We start from the raw sequence: 17,565 nt of genomic DNA on the forward strand, positions 1-17,565 counted from the left end.
ATTCAAAGTCAATTGAAATCTTTGGCCTTCTGGTTGCTACACCAAGTGTCAAGGCTGGATAAACCGTTGCGTTTTCAACACGCTGTCCGTTTTATGTGACGGCCTGCTAACGGGAATGCGGCCGGAGCGTTTCGTCCTCGTATTGGGCAAAGAGTCTTCGGGCTTCGGGGTGGATCGGGGGATGGGGGCCCTGCGGAATTCCTGCCGTGCGAAAGAGGGGGGTCAACTTGCCGTTCGGATGGAGGTACCCGGCGCGCAGGGGGACGGAACGGCGGTGATGGCGGATCAGGTGGCAGGGTGTCTGGCGGATGCTCGTGAGCCAGGCCGCCACGTCTTGGGGGTTGCCGATCGAGGCCGAGAGGAGGAGCAGGCGGGCCTGAGAGGGGCAGAAGATGATCGTTTCCTCCCACACCACGCCGCGCTCCGGGTCCGCCAGGTACTGGGACTCGTCCATGATGACGAGCCCGAGCGTGTCGAGCCGCACGTCGATCTCGCCGCCGGCCGCGTCGTAGAGCAGGTTGCGCAGGATCTCCGTCGTCATGATGAGTAACGGCGCCTGCGGGTTGTCGCGCCGGTCGCCGGTCAGGATGCCCACCCGGTCCGCGCCGAACAGCCGCGTGAACTCCGTGAACTTCGTGTTGGACAGGGCCTTGAGCGGAGAGGTGTAGATGACCGTTTCTTCCAAGGCCATCGCGCGGCGGGCGGCTTCGATCGCGACGTAGGTCTTGCCGCTGCCGGTCGGCACGCTCACGATCACGTCCGTGGTCGCAAGGTGCCGCAGCGCCTCTTCCTGCCAGGCGTCGGGAACGAAGGGGCGCGGCTCGGGGACGCCGATGCCCTCGAGGAAGGCCGCCAGGTCCACGGGCGGCTCCGCCGGCTCGACCTCCGCCTGATGGGCCTGGGCCGGGGTGGCCGCGCGGCCGGGCCGCGGACGGCGCGGCTCCGGCCTGGGCTGTGGGGGAGTGGGGGGCCGCGTGCTCCGCTCCCGGATCAGGGTCTGGAGGTCCGACTCCAGTCCGGCGCGGTTCTCGGCCGTGTGGCGGAGGAGGGCTTCGATCAGCCGGCGCTTACCCATGCGGAAGTGCCGATGCACGCGCCCCCGCGCCAACTGGTGCAGCACGCCTACGGGCTGCTCCGCCATCAACTGTTCCAGTTCGTCGGTGGTCATGGCAACTCCTCCAGGACGCCGCGCCGCGCCGCCTTGATCGCGCGGGCGGCCGCATCCGCCAGGCCCGGATGCGTGGCGCGGAGCGTCTGGATCTGCGACAGGTACTCGATCGTGCGGGCGAGGAGGCGATAGATGTCTCCCTCGGCCATCGTGGTGACGCGGCACAGCCCGATCCACGTGAGCGCCGGCTCGCCGATCCACCGCTCGACCAGCGCCGCCACGTCGGCGCGCAGGAGCGGCGGGTCCTCGTGGGGTGCCAGGGTTTCCGCGAGCTGGCGGACTTGCCCCAGCAGCGAGGCGAGGCCGGGGCTCATGCGCGGGAAGGCGCCGGGCCGGTCGTCGTCGTGGGCGATGCTCGCCATGACCGCCGCGAGGAGCGGCGGCTCGGCCCCGCCGAAGGCGTCCGCGCGGATCAATTCCGTGATCAAGAGCGAGTGGTCGATCCGGATCAGTCGGGCCCACTCGCCGTCCTCCGTCAGGTGGAAGCTCGGCGTCAGGTATCCGAACCGCTGCAGCGCCTCGGCCCGCTCCTGAAACCGATGCCACAGGCTGTTGCGGAGGGCCTGGATCGCCTTGCTGTGCCGCTGCATCTCCTGGCGCAGGCGCAGCGCCGCCGGGTGGTCCTTCCGGCAGGCGGGGCGCGAGGGGCAGGTGGGGCAGGGGAACTCGTCGGTCAGCGTCTGCACCAAGTCGCCCTCGTCGTCTTCCTGGACCAGGATGGGCAGCTCCGGGAGCCGGCCCGGCAGGTCCGCGAGCTCCCGCGCCGCCCGGTCCAGGCTCGCCGGGGTGCACCAGGGGTAGACCGGCGCCTCCGCGATCTCGATCGTGCGGTCCACGACCTGGGTGACGAAGGTCGCCGGGTATTCGACGATCCCGCCGCCCGGCCGCAGCACCGTCAGCATGGGGCTCCGCTGCCCGCGGCTCCGGTACTGTCGGAGCACGAGGCCGCGGCCCTTGACGAGGCCGACGACCCGTCCCGGCGTCAGGAAGTGCAGGCGCGCGCGCAGCTCCGCCGGCTCGCGCTGACGCGTGTGGGCCCGGTGGGCCTTCTGCCGGCGGGCCTGCTCGAACACCTGCCACTGGGTGATCCAGTCCGTACAGACGCGCGGGCCGTAGGGCGCCATCTGCTCGTGGATCTGGTCCAGCTTCCCCTCGAGCTGCTCGGCCCGCCGGTTGAGCTGGAACTGCGCGAAGCTCCTGGCGAGGATGGACTGAATTTGGTCCACCGGGTGCGCCTTCAGGAGGTTCAACACCATCGGGTAGGAAATCACGAACTGGCTGTCGATCGGCTCGGGGTGTCCGGTGAAGCCCTTGATCAGCACCTGCAGGTCGATGTAGGGCGAGGGCGTGACGACGGCGTAGCCCACCAGGTCCTTCCCGCGGCGCCCGGCGCGTCCGGCGAGCTGCTGGACCTCGCCGATCGTGAGGTCGGTGAAGTCGCGCGCCTTGCGCACGCTCGACTGCGTGATCACGACCGTGCGGGCGGGGAAGTCCACGCCCGCCGCCAGGGTCGTCGTCGCGAACACCGCGTCCAGGCAGCCCTGGCGCATCAATTCCTCGATCGCGATCTTCCAGGAGGGCAGGTGGCCGGCGTGGTGCGCCGCGACGCCCACGCGCCGGACGGTCGCCGCGAGCGGATGGTCCGCCACGCTGGGGTACTGGGCGACGACCTCCTGCAGGACCCGGGCGATGGCCTCCTGGCGGGCCGGCGGCAGCGTCGCGTGGCTCCGCTCGAAGGCCTGCATGGCGTCGTCGCAGGCCCGGCGCGAAGTCAGGAAGACGATCGCCGGCGTGAGGTTTTTGTGGCGGAGCGCGTTGACCAGGTCAACCGGATGGATCGAAGGCGGCATGCAGTTTGGTTCCCTTGGAGATGACCACGAGGCCGGACTCCGTCACCGTGAAGCGTCGGCGGTCCGCCTCCGGGTCGTAGCCGATCTCGATCTTGGGCGGGAGGACGACGTCCTTGTCGATGATCGCGCGCCGGATGCGCGCGCGCTCGCCGATGACGACGTTCTCCATCAGGACGGACTCCCGCACCTCGGCATGGTCGTGCACGATCACGTTGGGCGACAGCACGCTGTTCTGCACGCGGCTGCCGGAAATGATGCAGCCGCCCGAGACGATCGAGTCCAGCGCGACCCCCATCCGCCCCCCCTGGTAGTCCTGGGCGAAGACGAACTTGGCGGGGGGCACCTGCATCTGGTAGGTGCGGATGGGCCAGTTCTGGTCGTAGAGGTTGAACAGCGGGTCCACCGCGACCAGGTCCATGTTGGCCTCCCAGTAGGCGTCCAGGGTCCCGATGTCGCGCCAGTACTGGACGTCCTTGCGGTTCTCGTCGCGGAACTGGAAGGCGAAGACGCGGGCCTCGCGGATCATGCGGGGGATGATGTCGCGGCCGAAGTCGTGGGAAGAGTCCTGCCGCGCGTCGTCGCTCAGGTAGTCGCGGATGACCGAGGTCCGAAACAGGTAGATGCCCATGGAGACGTAGGCCTTGGACGGGTCGCGCGGCGCGGGGAAGGGGCGGGCCGGCTTCTCCTCGAAGCGCACGATCCGGTCCTCCTCGTCCACGCCGATCACGCCGAAGCGGCCGGCCTCCTCCAGGGGAAACTCGATCACGCCCACGACCGCGTCCGCCTCCTTCGCGACGAGGAACCGCTGCATGTCCGCGTAGTTCATCTTGTAGATGTGGTCGCCGGCCAGCACCAGCAGGTACTCGGGCCGCTCCGCGTCCAGGAGGAACAGGTTCTGATGCACCGCGTCCGCCGTCCCGCGGTACCAGTCCTCGCTGATGCGCTGCTGCGGGGGCACCGAGATGATGAACTCGCCCAGCTCGGGGCTCAGGAGGTCCCACCCGCTTCGGATGTGGCGGTCGAGGGAGTGTGATTTGTATTGGATCAAGACGGCGATCTTCCGGACGGCCGAGTTCAGGCAGTTGCTGAGGGTGCAGTCGATGATCCGGTACTGTCCCCCGAAGGGGACGGCGGGTTTGGCCCGGTACTGGGTCAGCGGATGCAGGCGCTCGCCCTTGCCTCCCGCGAGCACCATCGCGAGGGTGGTCCGCATGGGGCGGAATTGTAACAGGACAGGGGACAAATGGAAAGGACGGCGCCCACGAAGCGGTTGACAGGCCGGCGCCGCGCGACGATACTACGGGCCATCGCGGCGAGACCGCGAGCGGAGGAGGGGGAATGGCCAAGAAAGCGGCGGCGCCGACGGGTGGACGGGGGCCGGCTCCCACGAGCCCGGCGGCGCGGATGACGGAGGTGCTGTGGCGCCTCGAACGGCTGGAACGACAGGTGTGCACCCTCTCGGAGCTGGTCCGCGACCATGCCGAGGACGCGGACCGGCTCGTCCGCATCGTGGCGGAGGACCACGAGGCGCTGCGGCAGGAGCTGCTCCAGGAACACCAGGAGTGGCGCCGCAAGCGGGAGCGCGCCCGCAACGGCGGCCGCAAGGCCGGGCTCGCCGACTGACCCCGCCCGCTGCCCGGACCGGCTGGTTCCCGCCCCCATCGGAGGACCCGCAGGGTTGGCCGACACGAGTGTGGCCATACGCCAGGTCGAGAAGGCCTACGGCGGCGTCCGCGCGGTGGACGGGGTGTCGCTGGAGATCCGGCGGGGCGAATTTTTCTCGATTCTCGGTCCCAGCGGCTCCGGCAAGACGACCCTGCTGCGGCTCCTCGCCGGGTTCGAGCGGCCGGACCGCGGCGAGATCCTCATCGAGGGCCGCTCGATGCGGGACGTGCCGCCCAACCGCCGGCCGGTGAACCTGGTCTTCCAGCACTACGCTCTCTTTCCCCACCTGACCGCCTTCCGGAACGTCGCCTTCGGGCTGGAGATGCAGCGCCGGCCGCGGCCCGAGATCGACGCCCGCGTGCGGGCCGCGCTCGCGATGGTGCGGCTGCACGAGCACCACGACCGGTATCCGGCCCAGCTCTCCGGCGGCGAGCAGCAGCGGGTCGCGCTCGCGCGGGCGCTCGTGAACCGGCCGGCCCTCGTGCTGCTCGACGAGCCGCTGGGAGCGCTGGACCAACAGCTCCGGCGGGACATGCAGGTCGAGCTCAAGACCATCCAGGAGGAGGCGGGGATCACCTTCGTCTGCGTCACGCATGACCAGGACGAGGCCCTGACGCTCTCGGACCGGTTGGCCGTCATGAGCGGGGGGCGCGTGCTCCAGGTCGGCTCGCCCCGCGAGCTGTACGCCGCGCCGGCGACCGCCGCGGTGGCCCGCTTCCTCGGTCGGTCGAACTGCCTGGCGGGACGGGTCGCCGCCGTCGAGGGGGAGCGCTGCCTGTTCGTCGCGACGGACCGCCCCGGCCTGCCGCCGCTCCGCGCGCGGCGCCCGCGCGGGCCCGGCCCCGGCCAGGCGGCCACGCTGGTCCTGAGGCCGGAAGCGCTCCTCCTCGCGCGCGAGCGCGGCGGGGAGCCGGCCGACAACCTGCTGCCGGGCCGGGTCCGCAAGGCCATTTACGGCGGGAGCGAAACCCAGTATCTCGTGGACCTGGACGGCGGCCCCACCTGGCTGGCGCTGGCGCCCAACGGCAGGTCGGACGCCAAGCCCTTCGAGGCCGGCGAGGCCGTCCTCGTCCGGTGGGGCGCGGAGGAAGGAGCGGTGCTCGCCGAGTGAATTCCCCCGAGCCGTCAGGGGCGGTGCCGACCGCAGCCGCCGGCCGGGCCTGGCTCCTGGCGCCGGCGGCCGCCTGGCTGGCCCTGTTCTTCGTCGCGCCGCTCGCGCTGGTCTTCGCCATCAGCCTAGCCTCGCGCGGCCTGTACGGCGGCGTGGAGTGGACCTTCACGGTCGAGAACTACGGGCTGGCGTTCGACCCTCTCTACCTGCGGGTCTACTGGCGCTCGATCTGGCTGGCGGGCGCGACGACCGCCCTCTGCCTGGTCCTGGGGTTTCCCCTGGCCTATTACATGGCGCGCCTGCCGCCCCGCAGCCAGGGGCTGTGGCTCTTCCTGATCATGCTGCCGTTCTGGACGAGCTTTCTGGTGCGGACCTACGCCTGGATGTTCATCCTGCGGACCGAGGGCTGGCTGAACGGCGTCCTGCTCGCCCTGGGGCTCGTGGACCGGCCGCTGGCCCTGCTCTACCACGACGGCGCGGTGCTGCTGGGCCTCGTCTACGGCTACCTGCCGTTCATGGTGCTGCCGCTCTACGCGGCGCTGGCGCGGCTCGACGGCTCGCTGATCGAGGCGGCCTGGGACCTCTACGCCTCCGGCTGGTCGGTCTTCCGACGGATCGTCCTGCCCCTGGCCCGTCCCGGCGTCGTCGCCGGCGGCCTGCTGGTCTTCATCCCCTCGCTGGGCGCCTTCATCACGCCGGACCTGCTCGGCGGCGCACGGTCCATGATGGCGGGGACGCTGATCCAGCACGAGTACCTCGTGATCCGCGACTGGCCGCTGGGCTCGGCCTTCTCCTTCCTGCTGATGGGCCTGGTCGTCCTGCCCCTGGCCGTCTACCTGCGCCTCCAGGGCCGCGGCGACGGGGAGGGCCCCGCCTCCCCGTGAGGCCGGGGCGCGGGGGAACCCGATGGACGGACGGCGCGGCTGGCTGGTCGGCGCGAGCCTGGCGGACCTGGCCTTTCTCTATGCGCCGCTCGTCGTCCTGCTGCTGTTCTCCTTCAACGACTCGCGCCTGGCCGCCGACTGGCGGGGCTTCACCCTCCGCTGGTACCGGCTGCTGATCGAGGACGACTCCCTGCGGGCCGCCCTGTGGAACAGCCTGGTCGTGGGCTGGGCCTCCACGGCGGTCGCGCTCGCGCTCGGCCTGGCCGCCGCGCTCGCGCTGGAAGGCATGGGCCCGCGCGGCCGGCGGCTGGCGGAGGGCCTGCTGGTCCTGCCGCTGGTGATCCCCGAGGTCATGATGGGGGTGTCGTTGATGCTGTTCTTTGTCCTGGTCCGGGTGCCCTTGAGCCTGGCGACGATCGCGATCGGCCACACGGCGCTCAACCTCCCGCTCGTCGCGCTGATCGTCCGGGCGCGGCTGCGCAAGCTGGACCCCGCCCTCGTGGAGGCGGCGCTGGACCTGGGCGCGACGCCCTGGCAGGCCTTCCGGCGCATCACGCTGCCGCTGCTCGCGCCGGCGCTGGCGGGGGCGGCGCTCCTGGCCTTCACCCTGTCGCTGGACGATTTCGTCGTCGCCTTCTTCACCGCCGGCCCCGGCGCGACCACGCTGCCGCTGAAAATCTATTCGATGGTCAGGACGGGGATCTCGCCGGTCATCAACGCGCTCTCGGCGGCGCTCGTCCTCGCCTCGATGGCCCTGGTCGGCCTGTCCCTGGCCCTGCAGCGGCGATGAGGGGCGCGGCGACAGCGGCCGGACTCACGGGCGCGGCGCTGATCCTGCTGCTCGCCGGCTGCGGCCCGTCGGAGGAGGGGCCGGGCGCGGGGCGGACGCTCTACTACTTCACCTGGTCGGACTACGTGGACCGGGCGGCGCTGGCGGAGTTCGAGGAGAAGACCGGCGTCAGGGTCGTGGCGGACACCTTCAGCAGCAACGAGGAGCTGCTGGCCAAGCTGCAGGGCGGGGCGGGCGGCTACGACGTCGCGGTGCCCTCGGACTTCATGGCGGCGATCATGATGAAGCTGGGGCTCTTGGCCGAGCTGGACCGGTCGAAGATCCCCGGCGACGAGCGCTTTCTCGACCAGCTGCGGGCCCTGCCCTTCGACCCGGAGCGGCGCTACTCCGTGCCCTACCTGTGGGGCACGGTCGGCATCGGTTACGACTCGGCCGTCGTGTCCGAGCCGCCGGAGAGCTGGGAGGCTCTCTGGGACCGTCGGTATGCGGGGAGGATCAGCATGCTGAACGACCAGCGCGAGGTCCTGGGGGCGGCGCTCCACCTCCTGGGCCATTCGCAGAACAGCCGGGACCCGGCGGCCGTCGAGCAGGCCGCGCGCAAGCTGTTCGAGCAGAAGCCCCTCGTGAAGACCTACACGAGCGACACCTACGACCAGCTCCTGGCTTCCGGGGAGGTGGTCCTGGCCCAGGGGTGGGGGGGCGCGGTGGCGAGGGCCATGGCCGAGCGGCCGTCCATCAAGTATGCCCTGCCGCGGGAGGGGGCGACGATCTGGGTGGACTGCCTGGTCGTGCTCAAGTCCTCACGGCGGAAGGACCTGGCCACGGCCTTCATCAACCACCTCCTGGACCGCCGCGTGGCGGCCCGCACGACGGAGCGGCTCCTCTTCGCCTCGGCGAGCCGGGAGGCCCTGCCGTTGGTCCGGCCGGAGGTGCGGGACAACCCCGCCGTGTACCCCCCCGATGCGGCCTTCGACCGGCTGGAATGGATGACCGACGTCGGGGGGGCCATCCGCGCCTACGACCGGGCCTGGACGGCGCTCAAGCTCTACTGAGATCGGCCAGCAAATTTCCTAGTCCCAATCCCGGAGGGAACTCTGTAGAATAGCGGGGCGCAAGCTGGCCGGATGGCCGAGGAGGCGAGGAGCGTGGTCATGGAGGAACCTCGGGTCGTGAACGGGCGCGGACGTGTCGGCGGCGGGCGCGCGTCCCCCGTCCGGATGGCGGCCTGCCTGGCGCTGGTCCTGGGGCTGGCCGGGCTGTCGGCGCCGTCCGTCCAGGCCGCGCCGGCCGGGCAGGGTACGCCGCCCAAGGCGCCGGCCCAGGCTCAGGGCGCGCCGGCGACCGAGGGCGGGCGGATGAGGGTCCCGGAGCCGCCCCCGGCGCCGGGTCTGTCGGTCCTGCGCCTCAGCCTCAACGAGGCGCTGGCGATGTTCCTGAAGCAGAACCTCGACCTGCTCATGACGAAGTTCGGGATCGACTTTGCCAAGGGGCAGCAGATCACGGCGGCGCTCTTCCCCAACCCCAACCTGCAGGTCTCGACCCTGAGCTCCTACACGCAGGGCAACACGCTGGACAGGAGCGGCCAGGTCTTCCCCATGGTCCAGCAGCTCTTCGAGCTGGCCGGCAAGCGCGGTTACCGGATCGAGAGTGCCGACTACGGGACCCGGTCGGCCGAGGCCGAGTTCGAGGACGCGGTCCGGCAGCTCGGCTTCACGGTCAAGGACACCTACTACCGCGTGCAGCTCGCCCAGCGCCGCCTGGCCCTGGCCGAGGAGAACCGCGATCGCTTCGCCCGGATCCTGGAAGTGAACACGATCCGGTTCAAGAAGGGCTTCATCGCCGAGGTGGACTTGATCCGGATCCGGCTGCAGGTGGTGGACTTTCAGTCCCAGGTGATCCAGGCCACGCAGGACGCGGACACCGCCCGCTCGGACCTGCGCATGCTGCTCCGGCTGTCGCCCGACCAGGCCCTGGAGCTGACGACCGAGCTGGAGTACCACCGGGTGGAGCCGGACATCACGTCGCTCCGGACCGTGGCGCTCGAGGCCCGGCCCGACATCCGCGTGAAACGCCTGACCAAGTCCCAGCGGATCGCCGACCTCAAGCTCGCCCGGGCTCACCGGATTCCCGACGTCACGATCAACGCGGGGTACGCGGTACAGGGCCCCCACGGTCCCGACAACCAGCAACAGGTGGGGCTGGGCTTCAGCCTCCCGCTCCCCATCTTCAACCGGAACCAGGGCGGGATCGTCCAGGCGGACGTCGCGCTGCAGATGGCCGACGCGGACCTCCAGAAAACGCTCAACCAGGTCGAGAACCAGGTGGACATCGCCTACCGCACGCTCGTCCAGAGCCGCCGGCTCGTCGAGGCCTACCTGGCCGGGATCCTCGACGACGCGCGGGCGACCCTGACGATCGTGGAGCGGGCCTACGAGCGCGGCGGCGCGACCATCCTCGACCTGCTGGACGCGGCCCGGACGTCGCGGGCGATCCAACAGAACTACATCGAGGCCCTGTTCCAGTACCAGCACAACCTGTTCCAGCTCGAGAACGCCGTGGGGAAAGAGATCACCTCATGACGCGCGGACTCACAGTCGCCTGTCTCCTGGGGCTCGCCGCCCTGGCCGGGGCCTGCGGCCGGGGGGAGGAGCCCGCCTCCACGAGTGCGGCGCCGCCCGCGGCGGCCCCGCACGGCTCGCCGTCGGCGGACCTGCTGAGCCGGGTCGAGACGGCCGTCGTGGACTACAGCCCCGTCACGCCGGTCGTCACGCTCGCCGGCAAGGTCGCCTACGGCGAGGACCGCTACTCGAAGATCTCCTCGCCGGTCCAGGGCCGGGTCCTGGAGGTGCGGGCCAAGCTGGGCGACCGGGTCAAGGCGGGCGACGTCCTCGTCGTGATCGACAGCCCGGACATCACGGCGGCCTACTCCGACTTCGTCAAGGAGGCGTCGGAGCTGGAGTACGCGAGCCGCGCCTACGAGCTGGCCAAGGACCTCTTCGAGACGAAGGCTCTCCCGCAGAAGGACCTCAAGCAGGCGGAGAACGACCTGGTGAAGGCACGGGCGGAGTTCCGCCGGGCCAAGGAACGGTTGTTGTCCCTCCGTGTACCGGCCGGGGAGTTGGAGAAGCCCCTCGCCGAGCAGAAGATCACCTCGCGGTTCGAGATGAAGAGCCCGCTCACCGGCACGGTGGTGGAGCGGCTGGTCACGCCGGGCCAGTCCGTCGGCGGCGATCCGACCCAGGTCCTGTTCACCGTGGCCGACCTGGACCGGCTGCAGGTCGTGGCGGACCTCTACGAGCGCGACCTGGCCCTGGTCAAGGTGGGCCAGGTGGCGACCGTCACCGTGGAGGCCTACCCCGGCACGAACTTCAGCGCCGTGATCGCGGCGATCGGCGACTTGGTGGACCCGATGACGCGCACGATCAAGGTGCGGGCCTGGGTGGACAACGAGAACGGCAAGCTCAAGCCCGAGATGTTCGCCCGTCTGCACATCCAGGTGGCCGAGGCCGCGCCCTTCCTAGCCGTGCCCAAGGAAGCTGTCCTGGAGGCGGACGGCAAGCAGTTCGTCTACGTCGTCGAGGCCCCCGGCAAGTTCGTCAGGCGTCCGGTGAAGGTGGCGGCCGCGTCCGGCGACCGCGTCCGGGTGCTCGAGGGGCTGGCCTCCGGCGACCGCATCGTGACGAAGGGCGCGGTCCTGATCAAGGGCCAAGACCTCAAGAGCTGACGGCCGGGCAGCGGCGATGGTCGCCAAGGTCGTCGAAGCCGCCCTGCAGCAACGTGCCTTGGTTTGCGCCGTCGGGCTGATGCTGCTCGTCGGCGGCCTCTACGCCTTCCGCGTCCTCGACATCGTCGCCTACCCCGACCCCTCGCCCCCGATGGTCGAGCTGATCACCCAGAACCCCGGGTGGTCCGCCGAGGAGATCGAGCGCCAGATCACCATCCCGCTCGAGGTGGCGCTCAACGGCATGCCCGGCCTCACCGCGATCCGCTCCCTGTCCATCTTCGGCCTCAGCGACATCAAGGTATACTTCGACTTCAATACCAGCTACCACGTGGACCGGCAGGAGGTCCTGAATCGGATCGCGATGGTGTCGCTGCCGCCGGGCGTCCAGCCGGCGCTGTCGCCCTGGTGGGCCATCGCCGAGATCTACCGCTACGAGCTGCGGGGCGACGGCGATTCGCTGACCGCCCTGAAGACCATTCAGGACTGGGACCTGCGCCGCGAGTTCAAGCGGGTGCCCGGCGTGATCGACGTGACGACCTTCGGCGGGACGACCAAGGAGTACCACGTGGACGTGGACCCGGGGGCGCTGGTGAGCTACGGCGTCAGCCTCTCGGACGTCATGGGCGCCCTGTCCAACAGCAACGCGAACGTGGGCGGCAACTACCTTTCCATCGGCGCCCAGAACTACAACGTCCGGGGGGTGGGGCTCATCAAGGACCTCGACGACATCCAGCACGTGGTCGTGGCGGAGAAGGCGGGCACCCCGATCTTCGTCCAGAACCTGGGACGGGTCAGCGTGGGGCACCGGGTCCGCCTGGGGAAGGTCGGGATCGACGACCGGGAGGACGTGGTCGAGGGCGTCGTCCTGCTCCAGCGCGGGGCCAAGGCCCTGGAGGTCCTGGCGCGGGTGAAGGCCAAGGTCGAGGAGCTGAACGGCTGGAAGCTGCCCAAGGGCGTCCGGATCGAGACCTTCTACGACCGGACGGTGTTGATCCACACGACGATCCAGACCGTCACCGACATCCTCATCAGCGGCGTCGTGCTGGTCTTCGTGATCCTGTTCGTGTTCCTCGGCAACCTGCGGGCGTCGCTGATCGTGGCGCTGACCATCCCGCTCTCGCTGCTCTTCACCTTCGCGATGATGGTCTCGATCGGCCAGTCCGCCAACCTGATCTCCCTGGGCGCCATCGATTTCGGGATCATCGTCGACGCGACGCTGATCATGGTCGAGAGCATCTTCGCCAACCTGGCCCACGCGCACGGCCCCGGCCTGACGCCGCATCACCAGATCGTGCGGGCCGCCCGGCAGGTGGGCCGGCCCATCTTCTTCTCCACGGCCATCATCGTCGTGGCCTTCATCCCGCTGTTCACCATGTCCGGGGTGCCCGGCAAGATCTTCGCCCCCATGTCCATCACCTACGGGATCGCCCTGCTGGGCGCCCTGCTGATGGCCGTGTCGCTGGCCCCGGTGCTCTGCTCGTTGCTGCTGACGGGACCGCTCCGCGAGGAGGACACGGCGGTCGTCCGGGTGGTCCGTCGCGTCTACCGGGCAGTGCTGCGGCGGGCGCTCGTGCGCCGCTGGGCCGTCCTCGGGGTCGTGCTGGGGCTGCTCGCCGTCGCGCTGCTGGCCCTGCAGGTCCTCGGCGGGGAGTTCATGCCGGCCCTGGAGGAGGGGAACCTGTGGGTGCGCGCGACGATGCCCGTGGACATCTCCTTCGAGCAGGCGGCGGGTGTGGCGAGCGAGATTCGGGACGTTTTCCGCGCGGGGCCCGAGGTCACCGCCGTCGCCTCGCAGCTCGGCCGGCCGGACGACGGAACGGACCCGACGAGCTTCTTCAACGCCGAGTTCCTGGTGAACCTCAAGCCGCAGAAGCGGTGGCGTCCCGGTCTGACCAAGCCGGCGCTGATCGAGGAATTCGAGGCCACGCTGGCCGCGATCCCGGGCGTCACGCTGAACTTCTCCCAGGTCATCCAGGACAACGTCGAGGAAGCCATGTCCGGCGTCAAGGGCGAGAACTCGATCAAGCTCTTCGGGACGGACCTGCGGACGATGGAGGAGAAGGCGGTGGAGATCGAGCGGGTGATGCGCCGGGTGCCCGGCGTGAAGGACCTGGGGCTCTTCCGCCTCCTCGGCCAGCCCAACCTGGTGATCGAGGTGGACCGGGTGGCGAGCGCGCGGTACGGCCTCCTGGTGTCGGACGTGAACGCCGTCATCCAGGCGGCGATCGGCGGCCAGGCCGTGACCAAGGTGTTCGAGGGGGAGCGGTCTTTCGACCTGGTCGTCCGCTTCCTCCCCGAGTACCGGCGGGACATCGAGACCATCGGGAACATCCAGGTGAGCACCCCGACCGGCGCCAAGATTCCGCTCAAGCAGATCGCCTCGATCTCCACCCAGACCGGGGCCTTCATCATCTACCGCGAGAACAACGAGCGGTACATCCCGATCAAGTTCAGCGTCCGGAACCGCGACCTGGCCGGCACGGTCGAGGAGGCGCAGGCGCGCATCACGGAATCGGTGCGCCTGCCCGAGCGCTACCGGCTCGAATGGGCCGGCCAGTACCAGCAGCTCCAAGCCGAGCGTCGGCGCCTGGCCGTGGTCGTGCCCATCAGCCTCGTGCTGATCCTGTTCCTCCTGTACACGGCCTTCGGCTCGCTGAGCGACGCGCTCCTGGTCCTGGTGACGGTGCCCTTCGCGCTGATCGGCGGCGTGCTCTCGCTCGTGGCCACGGCGACCCCCTTCAGCATCTCCGCGGCGGTGGGGGTGATCTCCACGCTGGGGGTGGCCATCCTGGGCGGCGTGCTCCTGATCACGCGGATCGGCGACTTGCGGCTGTCCGGGCTGTCCGTGACCGAGGCGGTCCTGCGGGGCGCGGACGCGCAGCTCCGGCCCATCTTGATGGCGACGCTGGCCGCGGCGATCGGGCTGCTGCCGGCGGCGGTGGCCACGGGCATCGGCTCCCAGGCCCAGCGTCCGCTGGCCCGCGTCGTGGTCGGCGGCATGCTGACCTCCGCGGTGCTGATCCTCGTCGTCCTGCCGGTGCTCTACGAGCTGCTCCACCGCCGCGAGCGGGAGCCGGAGATCGAGGGAGGCACGACACCCGGCCGAGCCGGCTGACCCGGGCGGCCCCTCGATTGCATTCCCGCGTTTCGGCCGGATAAGATGGGGCCGTTGCGCGTCGGGTCGGACGGGATCGAGATCGGAGAAGGGCTGGAACATGGACGTGAAGCGACTGTTCCTGATCGGCTGTCTGGCCGGCGGCCTTCTCGCGCCAGTCGGCTCCTCTGCGGGCGACGCGGGCGCCCTCGCCCGGATCGTGCCGGTCCAGGTCCCCTACGAGGGGCCGCCGAAGACCGAGGACATTCCCAACACGACCGTCCCGCCGCTGACGGGGCCGATGACCCCGGAGCAGGTCAAGCGGGCCGAGGCGCTGTTGCCGATGCTGGAGGGCAAGCAGGAGCTCTGGGCGATGGGGGAGTTCGTCCACCTGGGGCCGCCGGTCGTGCCGGTGCTGGTGGGGGCCCTGAAGATGCCGGGCGCGCGGCTGCGGTACAACGCGATCGAGACGCTCTCGATGATCAAGGACCCCGGCGCGGTGCCGGCGCTCCTGGAGACGGCGAAGACCGCCGAGGAGATGCCGCGGGTCCGGGAGCACGCGCTGCGCGTCGCGGTCCGGCTGGACGCGGCCCAGGCCCCCCCGGCCATCGAGGTCATGGCCAAGGACCCCAACCCGACGATCAGGAAGGCGGCCGCCTTCGAGGCGCGGCACGTCCGGAGCAAGGCGGTCATTCCCGTCCTGATCCAGCTCGTTCCCGACGACGAGCGCTTCGTGGCGATCTCCGCCGTGCAGTCGCTCTGGCTGCTGACGCGCCATCCGACCGACATGCACGACTGGGAGAACTCCTCGAAGGAGGAGCGGGTGGAGTGGGCCCAGGAGTGGGTGGACTGGTGGAAGGAGAGCGGAGCCACCTTCGAGCTGCCCGAGCCGCGACGCCAGCGGCCGCCGCTGTGACACGACGGCGCGGCGGTTGTCCGCCGCGCTGTCGCTATGCTATAACCGTCGCGGATTCGCGGGGTTGCAAGATCGAATTCCGAGGAAGACTCCCATGGCCGTCTTGAAAGTCATCAAGCTGGGCAATCCGTTGCTGCGGAAGCTCGCCGAGCCGGTGGACCCGGACCAGATCGGCAGCCGGGCCTTCCAGCAGTTCATCGACGATATGTTCGAGACCATGGTCGAGTACGAGGGGATCGGCCTCGCCGCCCCGCAGGTGGCCCGCTCGGAGCAGGTCGTCATCATGGAGTGTCCGGGCGAGGGCGGCTTTCCGCGGACGGTGCTCATCAATCCCTCGATCGTCTACTACGGGCCGCAGCAGGCCGAGATGTGGGAGGGCTGCCTCAGCGTGGACAACCTCCGCGGCAAGGTCACGCGCCCCTCGATGGTGCGGGTCCGGGCTTTGGATCGGGAGGGCAACCGGCTCGACCTGGACGCGACGGGGCTCTACGCGGTCTGTATCCAGCACGAGCTGGACCATCTGATCGGGAAGGTGTTCATCGACCGGATGACCGACCTCACGACACTGGTGCAACTGGACGAGTTCGACCGCTACTGGCGTCAAGAGCACGCCACCGTGATCTGACCCGGCCGTGGGCTCCCTCCTTCGCGTCCTCCGGTACCTCAGGCCCTACCGCCTCGCCGCCGCGGCCACCCTCGCTTGCGCCGCCGTCACCACGCTGCTCGAGCTCGTGCCGCCCTGGCTGGTCAAGGTCGCGATCGACGACGTGATCCAGGCGGGCCGGACCGCGCAGCTCCCCTGGGTGATCGCGGGTCTGGTGGGCGCCCACGCCCTTCGGAACCTCTTCGCCTCCCTCCGCATCCGTCTGAACAACTGGCTGGAGCAGCGGGTCGTGCGCGACCTGCGGGCCGAGGTGTTCGCCGCGCTCCAGCGGCTGTCGTTGAGCTATTTCGAGAACCGCTCGACGGGCGAGATCATGTCGCGGGTGAACGCCGACACCGAACACGTGGAGCGGATCTTCGTCGACGGGCTGGAGGGGATGCTGATCGCGACGCTGACGCTCGTCGGGATCGCCGGCGTGCTGCTCGCGCTCGACTGGAAGCTGGCGCTGCTGGCCTTCCTGCCGATCCCCGTGTTGGTCCTGGCGGCGACGCTCTTCACCCGGCGCGTCCATCGCTATTACCACGCGATCCGCAAGCAGGCGGCCGAGCTGAACGCCTACCTGCAGGACGCGCTCTCGGGCATCCGGGAGACGATGGGTTTCAACCGGCAGGCCTACGAGCAGACGCGGTTCGACCGACTGAGCCGCCGCTACGCGGAGAGCAACCTGAAGGCCATGTACCTCTGGTCGGTCTATTCCCCCGGCATGGTCTTCACCGGGAGCCTGGGCGCCGTGCTCATCCTCTGGTACGGCGCCGGCGCGGTGGCGGCGGGGACGCTCACGATCGGCGAACTGGTCATGTTCCTCTCGTACCTGGCCCTCTTCTACGTGCCGATCAACCAGATCCACTCGGTCAACCACATGCTGCAGCATGCGCTGGCGGCGAGCGAGCGGGTGTTCGAGATCCTGGACCAGCGGCCCGAGGTCGAGGACCGCCCGGGCGCCGTAGCCCCCGCGACGCGGCTCGCCGGTGCCGTGCGGTTCGAGCGGGTGAGCTTCGCGTACCGGCCGGACCTTCCCGTGCTGGAGAACATCATGTTGGACGTCCGGGCGGGGGAGCGCGTCGCCCTCGTCGGGCCGAGCGGTGCGGGCAAGAGCACGATGCTCAAGCTGCTGATGCGGTTCTACGACGCGCGCGCCGGCCGCGTGACGATCGACGGCGTGGACGTGCGGGACCTCCCCCTGGCCTTCCTGCGGAGCCAGATCGGCCTCGTCCAGCAGGAGCCCTTCCTGTTCAACGGAACCGTGCGGGAGAACCTGCTCTACGGGGACCCGGACGCGGACCAGGCCCGCCTGGAGGCCGCCGCCCGCGCGGCGCGGGCCCACGACTTCATCGCAGCGCTGCCGGAGGGGTATGACACCTGGATCGGGGAGCGCGGCGTCAAGCTGTCGGTCGGCCAGAAACAGCGGCTCTCGATCGCCCGGGTGCTGCTCAAGGACCCACCGATCGTCGTCTTCGACGAGGCCACGTCCAACATCGACACCGAGACCGAGGTGAGGATCCGCGAGGCCTTGGCCAACTTGACCAGGGGCCGCACGACTTTTATCATCGCGCATCGGCTGTCCACGCTGCAGAGCGTGGACCGGATCGTGGTCGTGGACCGCGGCCGGATCGTCGAGGCGGGCGCCCACGACGAGCTGATGCTGCTGGGCGGGACCTACGCGGGGCTGTACGAGGCCCAGTTCCAGACGTAACGGGAC

The 17,565-nt window shown here is 70.0% G+C and carries 14 protein-coding genes; 11 read left to right on the top strand and 3 right to left on the bottom strand.

Features of this window, described 5'->3' with window-relative positions:
• Positions 1-106: 106 nt before the first annotated feature.
• The 3 genes from AC1U7O_RS11580 to glgC are packed head-to-tail and all read right to left on the bottom strand — an operon-like array spanning position 107 to position 4,231.
• Positions 107-1,168, bottom strand: coding sequence for a DEAD/DEAH box helicase (locus tag AC1U7O_RS11580; protein WP_479894935.1), 1,062 nt, complete (start codon positions 1,166-1,168; stop codon positions 107-109).
• Positions 1,165-3,018, bottom strand: a complete 1,854-nt coding sequence (locus tag AC1U7O_RS11585; protein ID WP_479894936.1) for a helicase-related protein — start codon at positions 3,016-3,018, stop codon at positions 1,165-1,167. Before AC1U7O_RS11585 ends, AC1U7O_RS11580 begins: the two co-directional genes overlap by 4 nt.
• Positions 2,993-4,231 (bottom strand): glucose-1-phosphate adenylyltransferase, encoded by a 1,239-nt coding sequence (gene glgC, locus AC1U7O_RS11590; protein WP_479894937.1) that lies wholly within the window; start codon positions 4,229-4,231, stop codon positions 2,993-2,995. Before glgC ends, AC1U7O_RS11585 begins: the two co-directional genes overlap by 26 nt.
• 125 nt (positions 4,232-4,356) lie before the next feature.
• Here glgC and AC1U7O_RS11595 point away from each other — a divergent pair, with 125 nt between their 5' ends.
• The 11 genes from AC1U7O_RS11595 (at position 4,357) to AC1U7O_RS11645 (ending at position 17,559) form a co-directional block, all read left to right on the top strand.
• Complete coding sequence (locus AC1U7O_RS11595; RefSeq protein ID WP_479894938.1) at positions 4,357-4,641, top strand: hypothetical protein; 285 nt, start codon at positions 4,357-4,359, stop codon at positions 4,639-4,641.
• Positions 4,642-4,696: 55 nt separating this feature from the next.
• Positions 4,697-5,794, top strand: a complete 1,098-nt coding sequence (locus AC1U7O_RS11600) for an ABC transporter ATP-binding protein (protein WP_479894939.1) — start codon at positions 4,697-4,699, stop codon at positions 5,792-5,794.
• A gap of 23 nt (positions 5,795-5,817) precedes the next feature.
• Positions 5,818-6,678, top strand: coding sequence for an ABC transporter permease (locus AC1U7O_RS11605; RefSeq protein WP_479894940.1), 861 nt, complete (start codon positions 5,818-5,820; stop codon positions 6,676-6,678).
• Between the two features lie 22 nt (positions 6,679-6,700).
• Complete coding sequence (locus AC1U7O_RS11610) at positions 6,701-7,468, top strand: ABC transporter permease (RefSeq protein WP_479894941.1); 768 nt, start codon at positions 6,701-6,703, stop codon at positions 7,466-7,468.
• Positions 7,465-8,520 (top strand): polyamine ABC transporter substrate-binding protein, encoded by a 1,056-nt coding sequence (locus AC1U7O_RS11615; RefSeq protein ID WP_479894942.1) that lies wholly within the window; start codon positions 7,465-7,467, stop codon positions 8,518-8,520. Before AC1U7O_RS11610 ends, AC1U7O_RS11615 begins: the two co-directional genes overlap by 4 nt.
• Positions 8,521-8,619: 99 nt before the next feature.
• The gene (locus tag AC1U7O_RS11620; RefSeq protein WP_479894943.1) at positions 8,620-10,047 is read left to right on the top strand and encodes a TolC family protein; all 1,428 of its coding nucleotides are present in this window, start codon (positions 8,620-8,622) and stop codon (positions 10,045-10,047) included.
• Positions 10,044-11,192: an efflux RND transporter periplasmic adaptor subunit gene (locus AC1U7O_RS11625; RefSeq protein WP_479894944.1), complete on the top strand. Its 1,149-nt coding sequence runs from the start codon at positions 10,044-10,046 to the stop codon at positions 11,190-11,192. The genes AC1U7O_RS11620 and AC1U7O_RS11625 overlap by 4 nt, the downstream gene beginning before the upstream one ends.
• A gap of 16 nt (positions 11,193-11,208) precedes the next feature.
• Entirely contained in the window at positions 11,209-14,307 is a 3,099-nt protein-coding gene (locus AC1U7O_RS11630) for an efflux RND transporter permease subunit (RefSeq protein ID WP_479894945.1), read from the top strand.
• Between the two features lie 100 nt (positions 14,308-14,407).
• Positions 14,408-15,202, top strand: coding sequence for a HEAT repeat domain-containing protein (locus AC1U7O_RS11635; protein WP_479894946.1), 795 nt, complete (start codon positions 14,408-14,410; stop codon positions 15,200-15,202).
• A 94-nt stretch (positions 15,203-15,296) separates the two neighbouring features.
• Positions 15,297-15,827, top strand: coding sequence for a peptide deformylase (gene def / locus AC1U7O_RS11640; RefSeq protein ID WP_479894947.1), 531 nt, complete (start codon positions 15,297-15,299; stop codon positions 15,825-15,827).
• Positions 15,828-15,834: 7 nt separating this feature from the next.
• A complete protein-coding gene (locus tag AC1U7O_RS11645; RefSeq protein ID WP_479894948.1) occupies positions 15,835-17,559 on the top strand; it encodes an ABC transporter ATP-binding protein in 1,725 nt (574 codons plus the stop codon).
• The last annotated feature ends 6 nt before the right edge of the window (positions 17,560-17,565 follow it).

This window comes from Candidatus Nitrospira neuquenensis, from assembly GCF_979578155.1.

Coding starts and splice junctions, on each gene's coding strand:
- AC1U7O_RS11580 (WP_479894935.1), bottom strand. CDS start 1,168: ATGACCACCGACGAACTGGAACAGTTGATGGCGGAGCAGCCCGTAGGC.
- AC1U7O_RS11585 (WP_479894936.1), bottom strand. CDS start 3,018: ATGCCGCCTTCGATCCATCCGGTTGACCTGGTCAACGCGCTCCGCCAC.
- glgC (WP_479894937.1), bottom strand. CDS start 4,231: ATGCGGACCACCCTCGCGATGGTGCTCGCGGGAGGCAAGGGCGAGCGC.
- AC1U7O_RS11595 (WP_479894938.1), top strand. CDS start 4,357: ATGGCCAAGAAAGCGGCGGCGCCGACGGGTGGACGGGGGCCGGCTCCC.
- AC1U7O_RS11610 (WP_479894941.1), top strand. CDS start 6,701: ATGGACGGACGGCGCGGCTGGCTGGTCGGCGCGAGCCTGGCGGACCTG.
- AC1U7O_RS11615 (WP_479894942.1), top strand. CDS start 7,465: ATGAGGGGCGCGGCGACAGCGGCCGGACTCACGGGCGCGGCGCTGATC.
- AC1U7O_RS11620 (WP_479894943.1), top strand. CDS start 8,620: ATGGAGGAACCTCGGGTCGTGAACGGGCGCGGACGTGTCGGCGGCGGG.
- AC1U7O_RS11625 (WP_479894944.1), top strand. CDS start 10,044: ATGACGCGCGGACTCACAGTCGCCTGTCTCCTGGGGCTCGCCGCCCTG.
- AC1U7O_RS11630 (WP_479894945.1), top strand. CDS start 11,209: ATGGTCGCCAAGGTCGTCGAAGCCGCCCTGCAGCAACGTGCCTTGGTT.
- AC1U7O_RS11635 (WP_479894946.1), top strand. CDS start 14,408: ATGGACGTGAAGCGACTGTTCCTGATCGGCTGTCTGGCCGGCGGCCTT.
- def (WP_479894947.1), top strand. CDS start 15,297: ATGGCCGTCTTGAAAGTCATCAAGCTGGGCAATCCGTTGCTGCGGAAG.